Origin of the sequence: Streptomyces purpureus, assembly GCF_014648195.1 — a bacterium.
GTDB classification, from domain to species: Bacteria; Actinomycetota; Actinomycetes; order Streptomycetales; family Streptomycetaceae; genus Streptomyces; species Streptomyces purpureus.
Genome location: NZ_BMQQ01000002.1, coordinates 324,358 through 339,829, shown reverse-complemented (window position 1 = coordinate 339,829; position 15,472 = coordinate 324,358). Strand labels below are relative to the sequence as shown.

The following is a 15,472-nucleotide window of genomic DNA, read 5'->3' as shown; positions in this document are numbered from 1 at the left end:
CGTCCGGTCAAGAGTGTCACAGGCGTCACCGGGACAGGGTAAGTGAAATACGCAGCCGCGGCGACGGAAAAGTCGACGCGACGCGTCCTCATGCATGAGCTTGCGGCGGACGCACCTGGTGCCGCGCGCTCGTAGCGTGCTTTCGACGCGGTTGACCGGTCGTTACCGTCCTTCGACGCCTTCGAGCCGACGACGCCTACGACCGGCGCGGTGTCCCCTTCGAACACGTTGACACGCGTCGGTAACGGTTTCAGGCCGGGCAGCGTGACCCGCCCGGGAGTCCCGCCCTGAACCGGGAGTGAACCGCCCACTGGAGAACTGCCGGAGAAGCAATGAGCCAAGGGGAGTCCATGACGACGAAGACAACCGCATACCATCGGCAGCCCTGGTGGAACCCCCAGCAGCCGTCCGGGATGCCGGTTCACCGATACCGGCGGGCCGAGCCGCAGGCACTGCTCGAGCCCGGCACACGTACCTGGCTCGGCCGATCGCCCGACCGTGCGCCGCTGTGGAGCTCGGTGGACCTGCGTGACGGCAATCAGGCGCTGGCCCACCCGATGGACCTGAGGCGCAAGCGGAAGATGTTCGACCTGCTGGTCCGGCTGGGGTTCAAGGACATCGAGATCGGCTACCCCTCGGCCAGCGAGACCGAGTTCGAGTTCGTGCGCCAGCTCGTCACCGGCGGCCGCATCCCCGACGACGTCACCGTCTCGGTCTTCACTCCGGCCCGCCCGGAGCTGATCGACCGCACCTTCGAGGCGATCCGCGGCACGGACCGCGCAGTCGTCCACCTCTGCCATGCCACGGCGTGTCTGTGGCGCGAAGTCGTGTTCCGCAAGACGCCGTCCGAGGTGCTGGCGCTGGCCCAGGAGAGCGCACAGCACATGGTGCGGTTGGCTGACCACGCCGGTGGCGACATCCGCTTCGAGTACTCGCCGGAAACGTTCAACGTCACCGAGCCGGAGTTCGCGCTGGAGATCGCGAACACGGTGGCCGAGATCGTCGACGCGACGCCGGAACGGCCCCTGACGCTCAATCTGCCGAGCACGGTCGAGATGCACGCACCCAACGTCTTCGCGGACCAGATCGAGTGGATGAGCCGCAACCTCGACCGGCGGAACGGGATCATCCTCTCGGTCCACCCCCACAACGACCGCGGTACCGCGGTCGCCGCGGCGGAGTTCGCGCTGGCGGCGGGGGCCGACCGGGTCGAAGGCACGCTCTTCGGCAACGGCGAGCGCACCGGCAACGTCTGCCTCGTCACCCTGGCGCTGAACCTGTTCAGCCGGGGCGTCGACCCCCAGCTCGACCTCTCCGACATCCCGGCCGTCCGCCGCGCCGTGGAGGAGTGCAACCAGATGCCGGTGCCGGACCGCCACCCGTACGCCGGCGACCTCGTGTTCACCGCCTTCTCCGGCACTCACCAGGACGCGATCGCCAAGGGCATGGTCCACCTGGAGGACCGGGCCGGCGCCGCCGGGGTGCCCCTCGGGGAGCTGCCCTGGGACGTGCCGTACCTGCCGGTCGACCCGCAGGACCTCGGCCGGAGCTACGAGGCGGTCATCCGGGTCAACAGTCAGTCGGGCAAGGGCGGTATCGCCCATGTGCTGCGCACACGGTGGGGGATCGAGCTGCCCGCCGGGCTGCGGGCCGAATTCGGCCAGGTGATCCAGCGGGTCACCGACCTGTCCGGCAAGGAGGTGGAGCCGGGCCAGATCTGGGACGTCTTCCGCGCCGAGTACGGCGACACCGGCGACTGGGCCGGCTTCGCGGCGTTCGCGTCCGGCGGCGACCCGGTGGAGGCGCTGCTGGCCGAGGTCCGCGGATGCGGGGTGGACGCCGAAGTGGAACAGCTGGTCCGTGACGAGGGCGGGCCGGGGTCCGGTGCCGCGCACGTCTGCTACGCACAGCTGCTCGTGGCGCACGAGCCGGTGTGGGGCGCGGGCCTGGGCGCGACGTCCCACGCGGCGGCTGTGCAGGCGGTGCTCTCCGCCCTGCACCGCAGCGGGGCCCGGGCGGCCGACGGCGGGTCCGTGCCGCAACTGGCCGGGGCGCGGGAGGGAGTCCGATGACCCGTTCCATACCGGCGTCCTATGTCGAGCTGGAGCCCGGGCGGTTCCGCGAGGACGAGGGGCTGCACTACGAGGACTACGTCGTCGGCCAGGTCTTCGAGCACCGCCCCGGCCGCACGATCACCACGACGGACAACATCTGGAGTTCGTTGCTGAGCCTCAATCAGCACCCGCTCCACATCGACGAGGTCTACGCGTCGGGCACACCGTTCAAGAAGCTGCTGGTGTCGAGCCTGGTGACGTTCGGGATCGTGAACGGGATGACGGTCAAGACCATCAGCCAGAAGGCCGTCGCCAACCTCGGCTGGGACAGCGTCCGGCTCGTCGCACCCGTATTCGTCGGAGACACCCTCTACGCCGAGACCGCGATCGTCTCCAAGCGCCCCGCCGGCTCCCGGCCGGGCGAAGGCATCGTCACCGTCCACACGATCGGCCGCAACCAGGACGGGGTGAAGGTCATCGAGTTCGACCGCACCGTTCTGGCGGCCATGCGCGACCCGGACGGTCCCGCCTCAGATTCCCCGTCACGAGACAGGAAGAGCCCATGACCGGACTTCCCGTGATCAGCCTCGCCCGGGCCGAGCAGGGAGACGAGGCGAAGGTCGCCGACGAGATCTCCCGGGCCTGCACCGAGACCGGCTTCTTCGTCGTACGCGACCACGGCATCGACCGGGAGGTCTTCGACACCACCTACGAACTGTCGTTCGGCGTCGGACGGCTCGTCCTCGACGAGACCGAGCAGCTGCCCTTCCCCGCCGACAAGCGCGGGATCGCGCTGCGCGACGCGCTGAAGACCTACGTCGCCGCATGCCGGAGCGTCGCCGACCGGGTGACCGAGCTGCTGACCATGGCGCCGGACCCGCCCGATGCCGTCGCCGCCGCTCGTACCGACCGGTCCGACGACTCGCTGCGCTGCCCGTACCACCTGGGGGAGCGGGAGGAGCCGCTCGGCGACCGGGGCACGGGCGACGACACGCTGATCACTCTGCTCACCGAGGACGGTCCTGGGCTGCAGCTGCGCGATCTGTCGGGCAACTGGATCGATGTGGACGTCCCCGGACGTGACTGGTTCATCGTCGGCGTCGGGGGCCTCAGCGCTCGCTGGTCGAACGACGCATACGTCTCGACACCGCGGCGGGTCGGGCTCGGCGACCGCCCGCGGCAGTCGATCGCCTTCTTCAAGCTGGCCAACGACGACGCCGTCGTCGAATCGTTCCCGGAGCCCACCCGGGAGCGGCCGGCCACGTACGTGCCAATCCGTGACGAGCAGTTCTCATCGCAGAAGATGGACGCCCTTTTCGGGCGGGAGGAGGTCCGGTTGTGAAGGTGCACCCCTGTCTGTTCTACGTTCCCGCATCGCGCGTCGACAGGCTGCTGAAGAACGTGCCGCGTGACTCGGTCGCGCTGGTCCTCGACCTGGAGGACTCCGTTCCCAAGCAGGCGAAGCCCACCGCTCGCCAGCGGCTCGGCGAGGTCGACCTGACGGGCACGGGCCACAGCGGCGTCTGGCTGCGCATCAACAGCATCGAGACCCCGGACGGCATGCTCGACATCCAGACCGTCCTCGCTCTCGGCGGGGAGATCGGCGGCCTGCCCCTGGAGACGGTGCTGGTGCCGAAGGTCTGCGACGCCCGCGACGTCGCCATCTACCGCTCGCTGCTGTCCGGCCTGCCGAACCCGCCGGAGATCTGCAGCTTCATCGAGACGGTGGACGCCGTCGAGAACGCCTTCGAGATCGCGGCGGTCAGCGACGGCCTCTGCTTCGGACAGGCCGACCTGGTCGCGGAGATGTGGGCGCCGGACGAGTCCTACCTGGCCCACGCGCGGGCCCGGATGTGCGTGGCGGCGTCCCGCTACGGCCTGCCGGTCATCGACACGAACTCCTTCGAGCTGTGGGACATGGACGCCGTCCGGAGCCAGAGCGAGGCCGCGAAGAGGTGCGGCTACACCGGAAAGGCGGCCATCCACCCCAAGCAGGTCGACGTCATCGTCGAGACGTTCGGCACCGCGCCCGGGGAGCTGGACGCCCATCACCAGACCATCAAGGACTACGAGGCCGACGAGGCGGGCTTCGCCGTGAGCAAGGACCGGGTGCTCGCACCGCCCTTCGTCCTGAAGGCCCGGCGCATGATCGCGCTGCTCGACGGCATCGCCCGCCCCGTCCGCTGACACGGAAGAACCGACAACCGAGGAGAACGTGATGAGCACCCCGATGACGGACATCGCGCAGTTGGCGATGGTCGACGTCTCCGACTACGAGGTCGAACTCGTCGACGGCCGGTTCGGCGCCGTGCCCGCCGACCTGACGGCCCGGCTGGAGGAACTGGTCGCGGACGGCGCCGGTCTGGCCGTCTGCCACGGCCTCAGCACGCTGCTGGCCAAACACGGACAGGACATCCACGACGAGGACGACGCCGCGGCGGCGCGCGACTACCTTGAGGCGATCTTCCGCGCCTTCGCGGCGAAGACCGACCTCGCGAAGCACACCCCGGTCGTCATGGACTACGACCAGGTGGCGAGCATGGACGTGGACGGATTCAACAAGAACACCAGCTTCACGCCCAACTCGGACCATACCGAGTCGCGTGAGTTCCTCACCACCAAGTGCGTCCACTTCGACGCCGCCACGACCTTCATCGGCAACGTCTACGGCCCGAACACCAACATCCAAGGCGGCCTGCCGATCGTGTGCAACACCCGCGAGTACTGCCGCACGACGGGCATCGAGCCGGCCGACCTCGTCGAGCTGATGCCGCACAGCTACAACGTCGCGGTCCGGCAGGAGCACGCCGAGGCCGTCCTCGCCGACCACGCGGTCGCCGTGGACGTCGACCTTCTCAACGACATGGTCATGGTCGTGCTCAACAACGAGGTCGACGGCGGACTCGCGCACGCGGGCTCCATGCCGACCCTGGCGGATCCGACCAAGCCCGGCATGCGCCCACTGCGCCACATCGAGCTTCAGTTCGCGGACGGGCAGAACCTGAACAACTGGTACCGCCACTACCGCCTCGACATGCCGGAGGTCAACGTCACGGTGCCGGAGGCGAACACCTCCGACCACGACCGCTACCACCGGGGCGTGGACAGCGCGCTCGCCGCCCAGGGCCCGTCCGTCCGAAGCAACTGAGGGGTAGTCGATGGACTGCCCGTCCTTCTCATGCGGGACACGAGGAGACGCATGCACACCAGCGACACCGTGATCGACCCCGGGTACGACACCACGATGGGACCACACCGGTTCCGCAACAACCAGCGCATGGTCCCGGCGGGCGAGGCGGCCTGGAAGCTCGCCGGGGAGCACGGCATGCTCGACATCCGTGTCGACGCCCTGAACGGCCAGAACCGGCTGCGCGACGTACGGACCGGTCACGAGTTCCTGAACCTCGCCTCCTGCTCCTACCTTGGGCTCAACAGCCACCCCACGGTCGTCGAGGCCGGCGTCCAGGCGCTGCGGACCGAGAACGTCACGGGGCTGGCCATGGCCGAGTTCCGGATACGGCTGGAAGCCGCGCACCGGCTGGAGGAGGAGCTCTCGGCGCTGTTCGGCACGCCCGTGCTGCCCTCGATCTCCTGCGGGGTGATCAGCTCGGCCGTACTGCCGCTGTTGGCGTCCGGGCACATCACCGGCACCGACCCCCTGGTTGTCGTTTTCGATCGGTTCGCGCATTTCTCGATGAACTTCGTCAAACCGGTGGTGGCTGACGAGACGCTCGTGCTCACCTCGCCGCACAACGACATGGACTTCCTCGAAGACGTGTGCCGCAAGTACCCGCGCGTCGCTTACGTCTGCGAGGGCGCCTACTCCACCGGCGGCCTCGCAGACCTGAAGGGCATCAAGTCCCTCCAGGAGAAGTACGGCATGTACGTCTACCTGGACGACTCCCACGCCCTGTCCACCCAAGGCGTGAACGGTGAGGGCTACGCCCGGTCGGTGTTCCGGGAACTCGACGACCGCACCATGATTGTCGCCTCGACAGCCAAGGCGTTCGGCAGCACCGGCGCGATCGCGATGCTCGGCTCGGACAGCGTTTTCGACTTCCTGTACCGCTCCGGCCCGATGGGCTGGTCCCAGGGTCTGCGCACCGCCGCCATCGGGACCACTCTGGGCAGCATCGCCGTCCACCGTTCCCCGGAACTCGGCGCGCGCCAGCGCCAACTGGCCGAGAACATAGCCCTGTTCGACCGGCGGATGAAGGACCGCCCCATCCGCGGCGTCGGATCGCACATCAAGTTCGTCACCGTCGGCGAAAACGAGTGGGCCGTGGAACTGGCCACCGAGCTGTACCGCCGCGGCTACTACTGCTCGGCGATGTTCTTCCCGGTCGTCCCGCGCGGACAGGCCGGCATCCGGCTGATGTTGCGCGGCGACATGACCACCGCGATGACCGACAAGTTCGTCGACGCCCTGCAGGACGTGCTGGACGGGTTCCTATGACGGCCACGGACACCGCGCGCACGTCGGCCGCGCGGCTCGTCCGCTCGCTGGCCGAGGCGATGGCTGACGCCCTGCGCAGCGGGTCCGTGGCCCGGATGCTGGTCCCGCAGCGCGAGACCGTCGAGGGCGCGTCGGGGCGGAAGTTCCTCTCCATGCCCGCCGTGTCCCCCGACCACGACCTCTACATCAACAAGGTCGCCACGATTGTGGCGACCCCTGTGGCGGGCCGCGGCGCGACCGTCACCGCGCGGGTGCCGATGTTCTCCGTCTCCACCGGCCGCTACCTCGGGACGCTGGACGGAGCCACCGTCACCAACCTGAAGTGCGCGGCCGTGACGGCGCTGGTCACCGACCGGTGCGCCGCGCCGGACAGCCGGGTCCTGGGGATCATTGGGTCCGGAGTCCAGGCCCGGCAGCAGTTCCTCGGGGTGTCGGCGGTGCGCGACCTCGCCGAGGTGCGGGTCTTCTCCCGTGACAGAGGCAGGTCCGCGGCGTTCGCCCGTGACATCGACGCCATGGCCAGCGCCGCCGGCTCTCCGGTGGAGGTCGTCGTGTGCGACTCCGCCGAGCAGGTCGGCGGGGGAGCCGACATCCTGTCGACCGCGACCACGTCGGCGACTCCGCTGCCGATCTCGGCGGACCTGCCCGCCCACGCCCACATCAACTGCATGGGCGCGCACACCGCCGACTCCCGCGAACTGTCCGACGAACTCCTGCGGACCAGCCTCGTGATCGTCGAGGACCTGGCAACGGCGATAGCCGAGGCCGGTGAGAGTCACTCCACGGCCGTGGAGCTCGACGCCCTGGTCCGCCCCGGGTCGTCCTGCTTCGCGGAACGGCGGACGGTCTTCGCCTCCACCGGGTGCGCCTACCTCGACCTGATCACCTGCGCCCATCTGATCAGCCACACCGGACCGCCGGGCATCGACGGTTCCACCGGACGTCCATGAAAGAGACGAGGGGAGTTACGGAAGATGGCACGCGACCACACGGTGACCGAGAGGTACATGGAGAGGATGGGACGCATTCTGGGTCCAGCCTCTGCGAAGGAGCTCGACGGCTATTACGGAGGGTACGCACCTCGTCCGGTGTTCCTCTCCGCAGGAGAGGTCCAGCAGCTGTGCCGGGACCTGGAGGTGCTGCGTGGTGCGCTCTTCCGCCTGCCGCGCCTTCTGTTCGGCGGGGATCTCGCCGCGTTCGCCCGCGCGAACGGGATGGGGGAGACGCAGGCGCGCGTCATCGAGCGCGCCTCCGCCGGTGTGCCGAACCCGCCGACCAGCATGGGGCGGGCGGATCTCTACTCCGACCGGTCGGGCTTCCGCCTCATGGAGTACAACATGGGGAGCACGATCGGATTCGACAGCGGGGACATCTGTCGCGGCATCCTGGAGAACCCCGATTTCAGCCGGTTCGCCGAGGAGGAGGGGCTCCAGCACGTCGACACGCTGACGGAGCAGGTCCGCACGTTCCGGCACGAGATGGGGCTGGCGCCCGACGACCGCCCCGTCATCGCGCATGTCGAATGGCCCGCGTACATCGAGAAGAACATGCCGTACATGAGCACGCTCTGCAAGCGATGGCGAGCTCACGGACTGGACGCGTATCCGTGCCATGTCGGCCAGCTCGAGAGGCGGGCCGGCAGGCTGTGGCTGGGGGATCGCCCCGTCGACATCGTCTACCGCCAGTTCCTGATCGAGGACCTGGTGGACGACGACACCGAGGCGCAGCTGGAGCCCTTGCTCGGGGCGCTGGAGAGCGGTGAGGTCCGCATGTTCACCTCATTGGAGTCGGAACTCTGCGGCAGCAAGGCGTCCTTGGGCATGCTCTCCCAGCGCGCACACCGGCATCTGTTCTCGGAGGAAGAGCTCGATGTCATCGACCGCCTGCTTCCCTGGACCTCCTCGGTGACATCGGGACGTGTCGTGCTGGAGGACGGCACCGAGACGTCGTTGCTGGAACACGCCATGGCCGATCAGCACGAGCTCATCCTCAAGCCCACTCTGCTGCACGGCGGGCGGGGCGTGGTGCCGGGCTGGTCCCCGGACCTCACCCCGGAGGCCTGGCGCGAACTGCTGGTCGACGCGCTGGACGGTCCGTACGTGGTGCAGCGGCGCATTCACCCGGTACCCGAGCCGTTCCCCGAGCCGGACGGCGGGTCACAGCCGTGGATCGTGAACTGGGGAGTGGTCACAATGGCATCGGGATACGGCGGGCTGTTCAACCGGGTCGCCCCCGTGGACGGAGGTCTCGACGTGCTAAACCTCGACCGCGGAGCGCTGATCGGGTCGGGATTCCACGTCGGGCCGAGTCCCCGTACGTGACTGATCGGCCCGTCTTGTACGCGACGAAGCTCCGGTTCGGCAGGGTGACCTTTCATGTCACCCTGCCGAACCGGAGCTTCGATGTGTGTCGTCGGTCCGAGACTCAGAGCTTGCGAGCGACTCCGCCGTAGATGGCGAGACCGGCCTCTGCCTCGGTGATCTCCTCGGCAGGATGCCACTGAGTTGCCGGCACTACGCCAGGCGCGACGAATTCGAAATCACCGAAGAAATCGGCGACCTGTTCCCGGGTACGCGGATACATGTCCTCGAAGGCGCGACTCAGTGTCTCCTCGTCGTTGCGATCACTCCACGGAATATCGCCCGCGATGTGAGAGACGACAAGATAGCTGCCCCGGGGAAGAGCTTCCCGCAGAACCGCGGTGATCCCGGCGGGGTCCGCGCTCTCCGGCACGAAGTGCAGGACCGCGGCCAGCACGCAGGCCACCGGGCGGCCGGAATTGATCAGGGCTCGGACGGCCGGCTGGGCCAGCAGCTCTTCGGGGCTTCGGATGTCGCCCAGCACGAAGGCCGCGCCCTCCTTGTCGGCGATGAGTGCACGCGTGCGCTGCCCCACCGCGGGATCGAGGTCGCAGTAGACGACGGAACCCGACGGGGCGGCGGACAAGGCGATCTCGTGCGTGTTCGGCGAGACGGGGAAGCCGGAGCCGATGTCGATGAACTGGTCGACGCCCTGTCGGGCCAGCCAACGCACCGCCCGGGAAAGGAAGGCGCGGTTCGCCTGCATCGCCGCAAGCAGGTCTGGGGCCTGCATATGGATCCAGGCACCGGCCGCCCGGTCGGCTTCAAGACCGTTCTCGCCGCCTATGAAGTAGTCGTAGACGCGCGCGGCATGCGCGTCCGGGCGTTTCTGGAGTTCGCTGACCCTGCCAGGCGGTGGAGTCACGTTGTTGATGGTCATGACGCGGCGTTCTTCCCCTCGAGTCCGTGTGGCCACGTGCCTTGATGGACTACTGGCAGAGAAAGAGTGGCACGGGCGCGGGGCGCGCCGGAGTAACCAGGATGCTTAGCCGCGGAAGAAGGGTCAACGCCATGTGCCCACGCAAATGAGTTTCTCGTGGACGCGCGAGGTGCCAACGGGTCGTACGGTCATTGCACCGTTGGTGCCGAAGAGCGCCGAAGAGCTGGGAGAGTATCGATGCCACTTCATCCCATCGCTGAGGGAGTCAGGAACTACCGTCTGGCCACCGGGTTCACACCTCTCTACACCATGTCGGTGGACGAGGCCCGGCGAGCGGACCGGGAAACCGAAGCCGCGATCTGGGATTGGATCAAACAGCCTGAAGAGGTATTCGATCTGGATGTCGCCGGTCCGGCCGGCCCGCTGTCGCTCAGGGTGTACCGCCCGGTGAGCCACAGCGACAGTCCGCTGCCCGTGCTGGTGTACTTCTTCGGCGGCGGATTCGTCGTCGGCTCCCTGGACACGTCGGAGGCGATGTGCCGTGCGCTGTCCAGCATGGTCCCCTGTGTGGTCGTCGCCGTGGGCTACCGGCTGGCGCCCGAGAACCCGTTCCCGGCAGCCGTCGACGACTGCTATGCCGCCGTGAAATGGTTGGCGGACCACGCGTCTCAGCTCGGTGCCGACAGTGCACGCATCGCCGTCGCAGGAGACAGCAACGGCGGCACTCTGGCCGCGGCGGTCTCCCTGATGGCCCGAGACGACGACGGACCGTCGATCTCCGCCCAGGTGCTCATCTATCCGGCCATGCGCCACGGTTCGGCGACGAAGTCCATGCGCGACAACACCGATCCGATGTTCTTCAACGCTCACTCGACCGCATGGTTCTGGAACCTCTACCTCGCCGATCCCGCCGATGGCGAATCCCCTTACGCCTCACCGCTCAACGCGACCGACCACAGCGGACTTCCGGCGGCGCTCATGATGACAGCTGAGTTCTGTCCACTGCAGGACGAGGGCGAAGCCTATGCGGATGCGCTCGCGCGCGCGGGCGTGCCGGTGGAGTATCGCCCGTATTCGGGCCTGCCGCACGGCTTTCTGGCCATGGCGTCCGTGCTTGACACCGCCCGGGACGCACTGGACGTGATCGGTGACTTCCTGCGCCGGCGGCTGGGGTGAGAGCGTCGACTTCCGGACTCTCCAGGGACCTGACCGTGAAGCGAGGCCCAAGGTGAGCACCTCGAAAGCGCTGCAGCAGACGGAGGCGGACGCGCTCCGCAAGGCCCCCCAGGCAGCCACCGGTCGCCGCAACACCGCGGTCCTGGTCGGTTTCACTGCCGTGACCAGTCTCGCCGACGGCGTCATGAAGACGACCCTGCCGTTCCTCGCCGCCCAGCTCACCGACTCCCCCTCCCAGGTCACCGCGGTCTCGCTGACGCTCACGCTGCCCTGGCTGCTGATCGCGCTGCACATCGGCGTGCTCGTCGACCGCTTCGACCGTCGGCTGCTGTTGTGGGGGGCGAACGGCATGCGGCTGGCGGCGATGGGTTGGCTCACCGCCTCCGCACTGGGCGGCGGCGTCACCCTGACCCACCTCTTCGCCGCCGGCGCGATACTCGGCGTCGCCGACGTACTCGCCTCGACGTCCGCCGCCGCCCTGGTGCCCGCGGCGGTGCCGGCGACGGCCCGGGAACGGGCCAACGCCTGGATGCTCGGGGCCGAGACCGTAGGGTTCGAGTTCGCCGGGCCGTTCATCGGCGGACTGCTGCTGGCCGCGGGGGCCGGGCTCGCGCTGGGGGCGACCAGTGCCTCGTACGCCGTGGCGGCGCTCGTTCTCGTTCTGCTGGTGGGCCGGTTCCAGGCAGCCCGGCCCGTCCCGGGCGCGGCTCCCGCCTCGGTCGGCAGCCGGATCGCCGAAGGCCTGCGCTTCATCTGGCAGAACCGGGTGCTGCGCACCCTGATGCTCGTCGTGTCCGTGCTGAACGCCACGTGGGGCGCCTGGCTGGCACTGCTTCCGCTGTACGCCAAGGAGACCCTGGGGCTGGGCCCGCAGGAGTACGGCATCGCGCTCAGCGCCCTCGGCATCGGCGGATTGACCGGCGCGTTGGTGGTGACCCGGGTCAACCGGCTGCTTGGCGCACGCGGAGCCATGTTCGCCGACCTCATCGCGACCATCACGATGGTCGCTCTGCCTGCTCTGACCACCAGCGTCTGGTCGATAGCCGTCGGAGCCTTCCTCGGCGGCATGGGCGGCACGCTCTGGACGGTCAACTCCCGTACCATCGCCCAGCGGCTGGTCCCAGACGAAATGCTCGGCCGGTTCAACGCCACGTTCCGCTTCTTCGCCTTCGGCGCCCTGCCACTGGGCGCCGGTCTGGTGGGTCTCCTGGCCGAACTCGCCGACTCACGTCTCGCCTTCGGGGTGTTCGCCGTGGCCACGACGGCCACCGTGGTGCCTTTCCTCAGGAACATCACCCACTCGGCGTTGGAGTCGCGCTGAGTCGGCCGAGAACGGGAACGAGACACTCCTCCGTACCGGCTCGCTGAGGTCGACAGCCGGACGGAGGGCATTCTGACGGCACATCGAAGCTCCGTTGCGCGAAGAGGACGGGAAGTCTCCTCCGCAACGGAGCTTCGTCGCGCGTGGCCGCGTATCCGTCCGCCCATCGCCTTCCGCCCGCGCCGCTCGGCTCCCCGCCCGCGCGGGGGTAAGCGTCATGCCTAGCCGTAGGAGAAATGGGGTCAACGCAACATGCCTCCGCGAATGAACTTGTCGCGGACGCGGGCGGAGCCGGCGCGGACGTATTTTCTTTCTCGGTCCGGCAGACCGGTCGAGTCGGCCGGTCAACCAATGGTCCTATTACGGAGGTCCCGTGTCAGCAGTGCCGACGATCGAGTGGACGGATGAATTCGCCCGGGCCGTACGCAGACTCATAGACGTCTCCGTCGACGACTACTACAACCCGTACCGCACCTTCCAGTGGCCCGAATCCATCGAGCCGGAAGGAGAAGGGCTGTGGATGAGCCGCGAGCTGCTCTCCGTCTACGGAACTGCCGCGGAGGGCGAACTGAGCCCGGAACAGCTCGTCGAACTCTCACGATGGGAGAGCGTCAACCTCTACAGCCTGATCGCCCACGGCATCAGGGAGCTGCTCATCGAGGTGATGCGCCGCATCCACACGCCCGGCTACGAGATTCCCACACCGTACTTCCACCACTTCATCGGTGAGGAGAACGAGCACATGTGGTTCTTCGCCGAGTTCTGCCTGCGCTATTGCGGCCGTATCTACCCGGACCGTCGGATGGTGTTCCCGACGGATGAGCGCTCGCCGGAGATGAACAACTTCATCGTCTTCAGCCAGATCCTCATCTTCGAGCAGATCGGCGACTACTTCAACGCCAAGATGGCGGCCGACGAGCAGCTTCCGGACACCGTGCGCGAAGTCAACCGCATTCACCATCGCGACGAGTCCCGGCACATCGCCTTCGGTGGGAAGCTCGTGAAGGCGCTGTTCGAAGAGGTCCGCAGGACGCACTCGACCGAGGAGATCGAAGAGGTCGGTCGCTATCTGCGCGGCTACATCGATCTGATCATCCAGATGCTGTACAGCCGCGATGCCTACCAGGACGCCGGAATCGCCGATCCCGCGCGGTTCCGTGCCTCCGTCATGGCTGATCCGGCAAGGGCGCCGATCACCGCTCGCATCACCGAACGAACCAACAACTTCTATCGACGCATCGGCCTGTTCCACTGACGGGAGATCTCATGCCGACATTTGTCGCCCCTGGAATCGCGGTTCTTGAATCCGAGGAGGCCGCCCTGTTCGATGCCCTTGAGGCCCGCTTCCAGGAGATCGCCATCGCTCTGGGAGGCCGAGCGGTGGCCGGTCCGGCGCTGCTCCCCGTGGAGGACCTGGCACGCCTCGACTTCTTCCGCAACTTCCCCCACCTCGGACTGCCCGTGGCCACGCTCTCGGACGAGGCCCGTGGGGAGCTGGCACGTGGAGAGGCCGCGCTCCCGGCCCCCGAGCACACGCTCGTCTCGACCGGTTGCTGCCTGCCCACGGCTACGTGCTACGGCCTGCTCCTGACGCTGCGGGACCGCGGCCTCGACACACCGGAGGTCATCACGTCGATCGGCCGCTGCTTCAGGAACGAGGAGCACTACGACGGCCTGCGCCGGCTCCGCGCCTTCCATATGCGGGAAGTGCTCTACGTCGGCAGCCGGGACGGCGTGGTGGACCACCTGGCCCGGTCGACCGAGCTCGTGCTGGGCCTGGCCGGCCGGCTCGGAATCAAGGTGCGTCAGGAGCCCGCGACGGATCCGTTCTACGCCGGCGACGGCGCGCGGTCGCTCTTCAACGAACTGGATCCGGTGAAGTTCGAGTTCGTCTCCGACGACGGGACCGCCATCGCCTCGGTCAACCGGCACCGCAATTTCTTCGGCGAGCGTCTGGGCATCCGCTTCGGGGACGAGTCCGCCTACAGCGGCTGCCTCGCGTTCGGCGTGGAGCGCTGGGTCCATGCGCTGTTGCAGGCGCACGGCGATCCCCAGCGTGCGCTGGGCGCGATTCACGAACTTGTGGCTTAGGAGGGAATGGGTATGGAGGAAGTCATCGCATGGATCCGGGGCAAGCACCCGGATCTCGAGGGCGAGATCGCATGGGACACCGATCTCATCGAGTCCCGGCTCATCGCGTCGGTCTCGTTCCTGGAGTTCATCGCTCTCCTGGAGGAGCTTTCCGGGGAGCGGATCGACGTCGGCTCGTTGAGCGTCGGCGATTTCCGCACCCTCGACCAGATCAACGAGAAGTTCCTGACGAAGGTGGCCTGACCACCCGACAGGGAGCCGTGCCGGCGCCGGGGCGGCGACGACCCGGCGTCCTTCGGCACGCCGGCGCCGTCCGCGGACGGCGAACGGCCAGGGAGGGACCGTGGCTGACGATCGGGACCGCAGGGAGGAGCGGAGCATCGGTGGCTGATGTCTGGTACGTCGGTGTCGACCAGGTGCCCGAGTCGCTCGCCGTACTCCTGAACGGGCGTGACCGCGCCCGCCGCCGACAGATCGTGCACGAGACGGACCGGCATCTCTTTCTGGCCGCGTGGGTGCTGGCGCGGCTCGTCCTCGGAGAGAGGCTTGGCCGAGATCCGGCGGCCCTGAGTTTCGACCGGACCTGCACCCACTGCGGTGACCGGACACATGGGAAACCGGTCGTGGAGACGGCTGGCCCAGCTCTCGACTTCTCGCTCTCGCACGCCGGCGGGCTCGCCGTGGTCGCCGTCTCGGACCGGGCCGTCGGCGTCGACGTCGAGGACACCACGGCCGGCGCGCAGCCGCTGGCTCCGGCACTGACGGAGCGGGAACGCGAGACCTGCCTGAGCTACGCCGACTTCGCACGGCTGTGGACACGCAAGGAAGCCGTGCTCAAGGCCGTCGGCAAGGGACTCGCGATCCACCCGGGGCGCATCGAGGTGCTCGGCGCGACGCTGCGCGCGCTTCCCGAGGAACTCGGCCGCCCGGAGGACTACGCTCTCTGTGACCTCCCGCTGCCCGCCCCGTACGTGGGGTCGCTCGCGGTACGCGGGTCCGAACCGTCGCCGTCCGTCCGCAGCGGCGCGAAACGTGTCAGCGACGCCGCGCGGGTCTGGTCGGCCTGACGTCCCGGCGGCAGGCTGCTGCCGGGTGTTCCACGCAAGCACCGCGGGCCGCAGGGGAATCCCCTGC

The 15,472-nt window shown here is 68.3% G+C and carries 15 protein-coding genes; 14 read left to right on the top strand and 1 reads right to left on the bottom strand.

Features of this window, described 5'->3' with window-relative positions; all coding sequences use genetic code 11:
• Positions 1–350: 350 nt before the first annotated feature.
• The 8 genes from IEZ01_RS05260 (at position 351) to IEZ01_RS05225 (ending at position 8,831) form a co-directional block, all read left to right on the top strand.
• Positions 351–2,072 (top strand): 2-isopropylmalate synthase, encoded by a 1,722-nt coding sequence (locus tag IEZ01_RS05260; RefSeq protein ID WP_189200125.1) that lies wholly within the window; start codon positions 351–353, stop codon positions 2,070–2,072.
• Positions 2,069–2,620 (top strand): MaoC family dehydratase, encoded by a 552-nt coding sequence (locus tag IEZ01_RS05255; protein WP_189200123.1) that lies wholly within the window; start codon positions 2,069–2,071, stop codon positions 2,618–2,620. Before IEZ01_RS05260 ends, IEZ01_RS05255 begins: the two co-directional genes overlap by 4 nt.
• Positions 2,617–3,396, top strand: a complete 780-nt coding sequence (locus tag IEZ01_RS05250; RefSeq protein ID WP_189200121.1) for a 2-oxoglutarate and iron-dependent oxygenase domain-containing protein — start codon at positions 2,617–2,619, stop codon at positions 3,394–3,396. The genes IEZ01_RS05255 and IEZ01_RS05250 overlap by 4 nt, the downstream gene beginning before the upstream one ends.
• Positions 3,393–4,241: an HpcH/HpaI aldolase/citrate lyase family protein gene (locus tag IEZ01_RS05245; protein WP_189200119.1), complete on the top strand. Its 849-nt coding sequence runs from the start codon at positions 3,393–3,395 to the stop codon at positions 4,239–4,241. Before IEZ01_RS05250 ends, IEZ01_RS05245 begins: the two co-directional genes overlap by 4 nt.
• 31 nt (positions 4,242–4,272) lie before the next feature.
• Positions 4,273–5,202, top strand: coding sequence for a hypothetical protein (locus tag IEZ01_RS05240; protein ID WP_189200117.1), 930 nt, complete (start codon positions 4,273–4,275; stop codon positions 5,200–5,202).
• Between the two features lie 51 nt (positions 5,203–5,253).
• On the top strand, positions 5,254–6,510 hold the full coding sequence (locus tag IEZ01_RS05235; protein ID WP_229832698.1) for an aminotransferase class I/II-fold pyridoxal phosphate-dependent enzyme: 1,257 nt from the start codon (positions 5,254–5,256) through the stop codon (positions 6,508–6,510).
• Positions 6,507–7,460: an ornithine cyclodeaminase family protein gene (locus tag IEZ01_RS05230; protein ID WP_189200115.1), complete on the top strand. Its 954-nt coding sequence runs from the start codon at positions 6,507–6,509 to the stop codon at positions 7,458–7,460. The genes IEZ01_RS05235 and IEZ01_RS05230 overlap by 4 nt, the downstream gene beginning before the upstream one ends.
• Before the next feature lie 66 nt (positions 7,461–7,526).
• On the top strand, positions 7,527–8,831 hold the full coding sequence (locus IEZ01_RS05225; RefSeq protein WP_189200113.1) for a hypothetical protein: 1,305 nt from the start codon (positions 7,527–7,529) through the stop codon (positions 8,829–8,831).
• 103 nt (positions 8,832–8,934) lie between these two features.
• Here IEZ01_RS05225 and IEZ01_RS05220 read toward each other — a convergent pair whose 3' ends face one another.
• Positions 8,935–9,750, bottom strand: a complete 816-nt coding sequence (locus tag IEZ01_RS05220; RefSeq protein ID WP_189200111.1) for an SAM-dependent methyltransferase — start codon at positions 9,748–9,750, stop codon at positions 8,935–8,937.
• Positions 9,751–9,987: 237 nt separating this feature from the next.
• On the opposite strand from IEZ01_RS05220, the gene lipP1 reads away from it, so the two are divergent.
• The 6 genes from lipP1 to IEZ01_RS05190 all read left to right on the top strand — a co-directional run bounded on the left by lipP1 (position 9,988) and on the right by IEZ01_RS05190 (position 15,405).
• Positions 9,988–10,926, top strand: coding sequence for a LipP1 family hormone-sensitive lipase (lipP1, locus tag IEZ01_RS05215; RefSeq protein ID WP_189200109.1), 939 nt, complete (start codon positions 9,988–9,990; stop codon positions 10,924–10,926).
• A gap of 52 nt (positions 10,927–10,978) precedes the next feature.
• The gene (locus IEZ01_RS05210; RefSeq protein WP_373287565.1) at positions 10,979–12,247 is read left to right on the top strand and encodes an MFS transporter; all 1,269 of its coding nucleotides are present in this window, start codon (positions 10,979–10,981) and stop codon (positions 12,245–12,247) included.
• A gap of 373 nt (positions 12,248–12,620) precedes the next feature.
• The gene (locus tag IEZ01_RS05205) at positions 12,621–13,502 is read left to right on the top strand and encodes a diiron oxygenase (protein WP_189200105.1); all 882 of its coding nucleotides are present in this window, start codon (positions 12,621–12,623) and stop codon (positions 13,500–13,502) included.
• An 11-nt stretch (positions 13,503–13,513) separates the two neighbouring features.
• Entirely contained in the window at positions 13,514–14,338 is an 825-nt protein-coding gene (locus IEZ01_RS05200; RefSeq protein ID WP_189200103.1) for an aminoacyl--tRNA ligase-related protein, read from the top strand.
• A gap of 12 nt (positions 14,339–14,350) precedes the next feature.
• Positions 14,351–14,581, top strand: coding sequence for an acyl carrier protein (locus IEZ01_RS05195; RefSeq protein ID WP_189200101.1), 231 nt, complete (start codon positions 14,351–14,353; stop codon positions 14,579–14,581).
• Positions 14,582–14,721: 140 nt separating this feature from the next.
• Complete coding sequence (locus tag IEZ01_RS05190; protein WP_189200099.1) at positions 14,722–15,405, top strand: 4'-phosphopantetheinyl transferase family protein; 684 nt, start codon at positions 14,722–14,724, stop codon at positions 15,403–15,405.
• The last annotated feature ends 67 nt before the right edge of the window (positions 15,406–15,472 follow it).

What these genes read in the sequence shown, in the direction of transcription:
- IEZ01_RS05260 (WP_189200125.1), top strand. Translation starts at nt 351, where the DNA reads ATGACGACGAAGACAACCGCATACCATCGGCAGCCCTGGTGGAACCCC.
- IEZ01_RS05255 (WP_189200123.1), top strand. Translation starts at nt 2,069, where the DNA reads ATGACCCGTTCCATACCGGCGTCCTATGTCGAGCTGGAGCCCGGGCGG.
- IEZ01_RS05250 (WP_189200121.1), top strand. Translation starts at nt 2,617, where the DNA reads ATGACCGGACTTCCCGTGATCAGCCTCGCCCGGGCCGAGCAGGGAGAC.
- IEZ01_RS05240 (WP_189200117.1), top strand. Translation starts at nt 4,273, where the DNA reads ATGAGCACCCCGATGACGGACATCGCGCAGTTGGCGATGGTCGACGTC.
- IEZ01_RS05235 (WP_229832698.1), top strand. Translation starts at nt 5,254, where the DNA reads ATGCACACCAGCGACACCGTGATCGACCCCGGGTACGACACCACGATG.
- IEZ01_RS05230 (WP_189200115.1), top strand. Translation starts at nt 6,507, where the DNA reads ATGACGGCCACGGACACCGCGCGCACGTCGGCCGCGCGGCTCGTCCGC.
- IEZ01_RS05225 (WP_189200113.1), top strand. Translation starts at nt 7,527, where the DNA reads ATGGGACGCATTCTGGGTCCAGCCTCTGCGAAGGAGCTCGACGGCTAT.
- IEZ01_RS05220 (WP_189200111.1), bottom strand. Translation starts at nt 9,750, where the DNA reads ATGACCATCAACAACGTGACTCCACCGCCTGGCAGGGTCAGCGAACTC.
- lipP1 (WP_189200109.1), top strand. Translation starts at nt 9,988, where the DNA reads ATGCCACTTCATCCCATCGCTGAGGGAGTCAGGAACTACCGTCTGGCC.
- IEZ01_RS05200 (WP_189200103.1), top strand. Translation starts at nt 13,514, where the DNA reads ATGCCGACATTTGTCGCCCCTGGAATCGCGGTTCTTGAATCCGAGGAG.
- IEZ01_RS05195 (WP_189200101.1), top strand. Translation starts at nt 14,351, where the DNA reads ATGGAGGAAGTCATCGCATGGATCCGGGGCAAGCACCCGGATCTCGAG.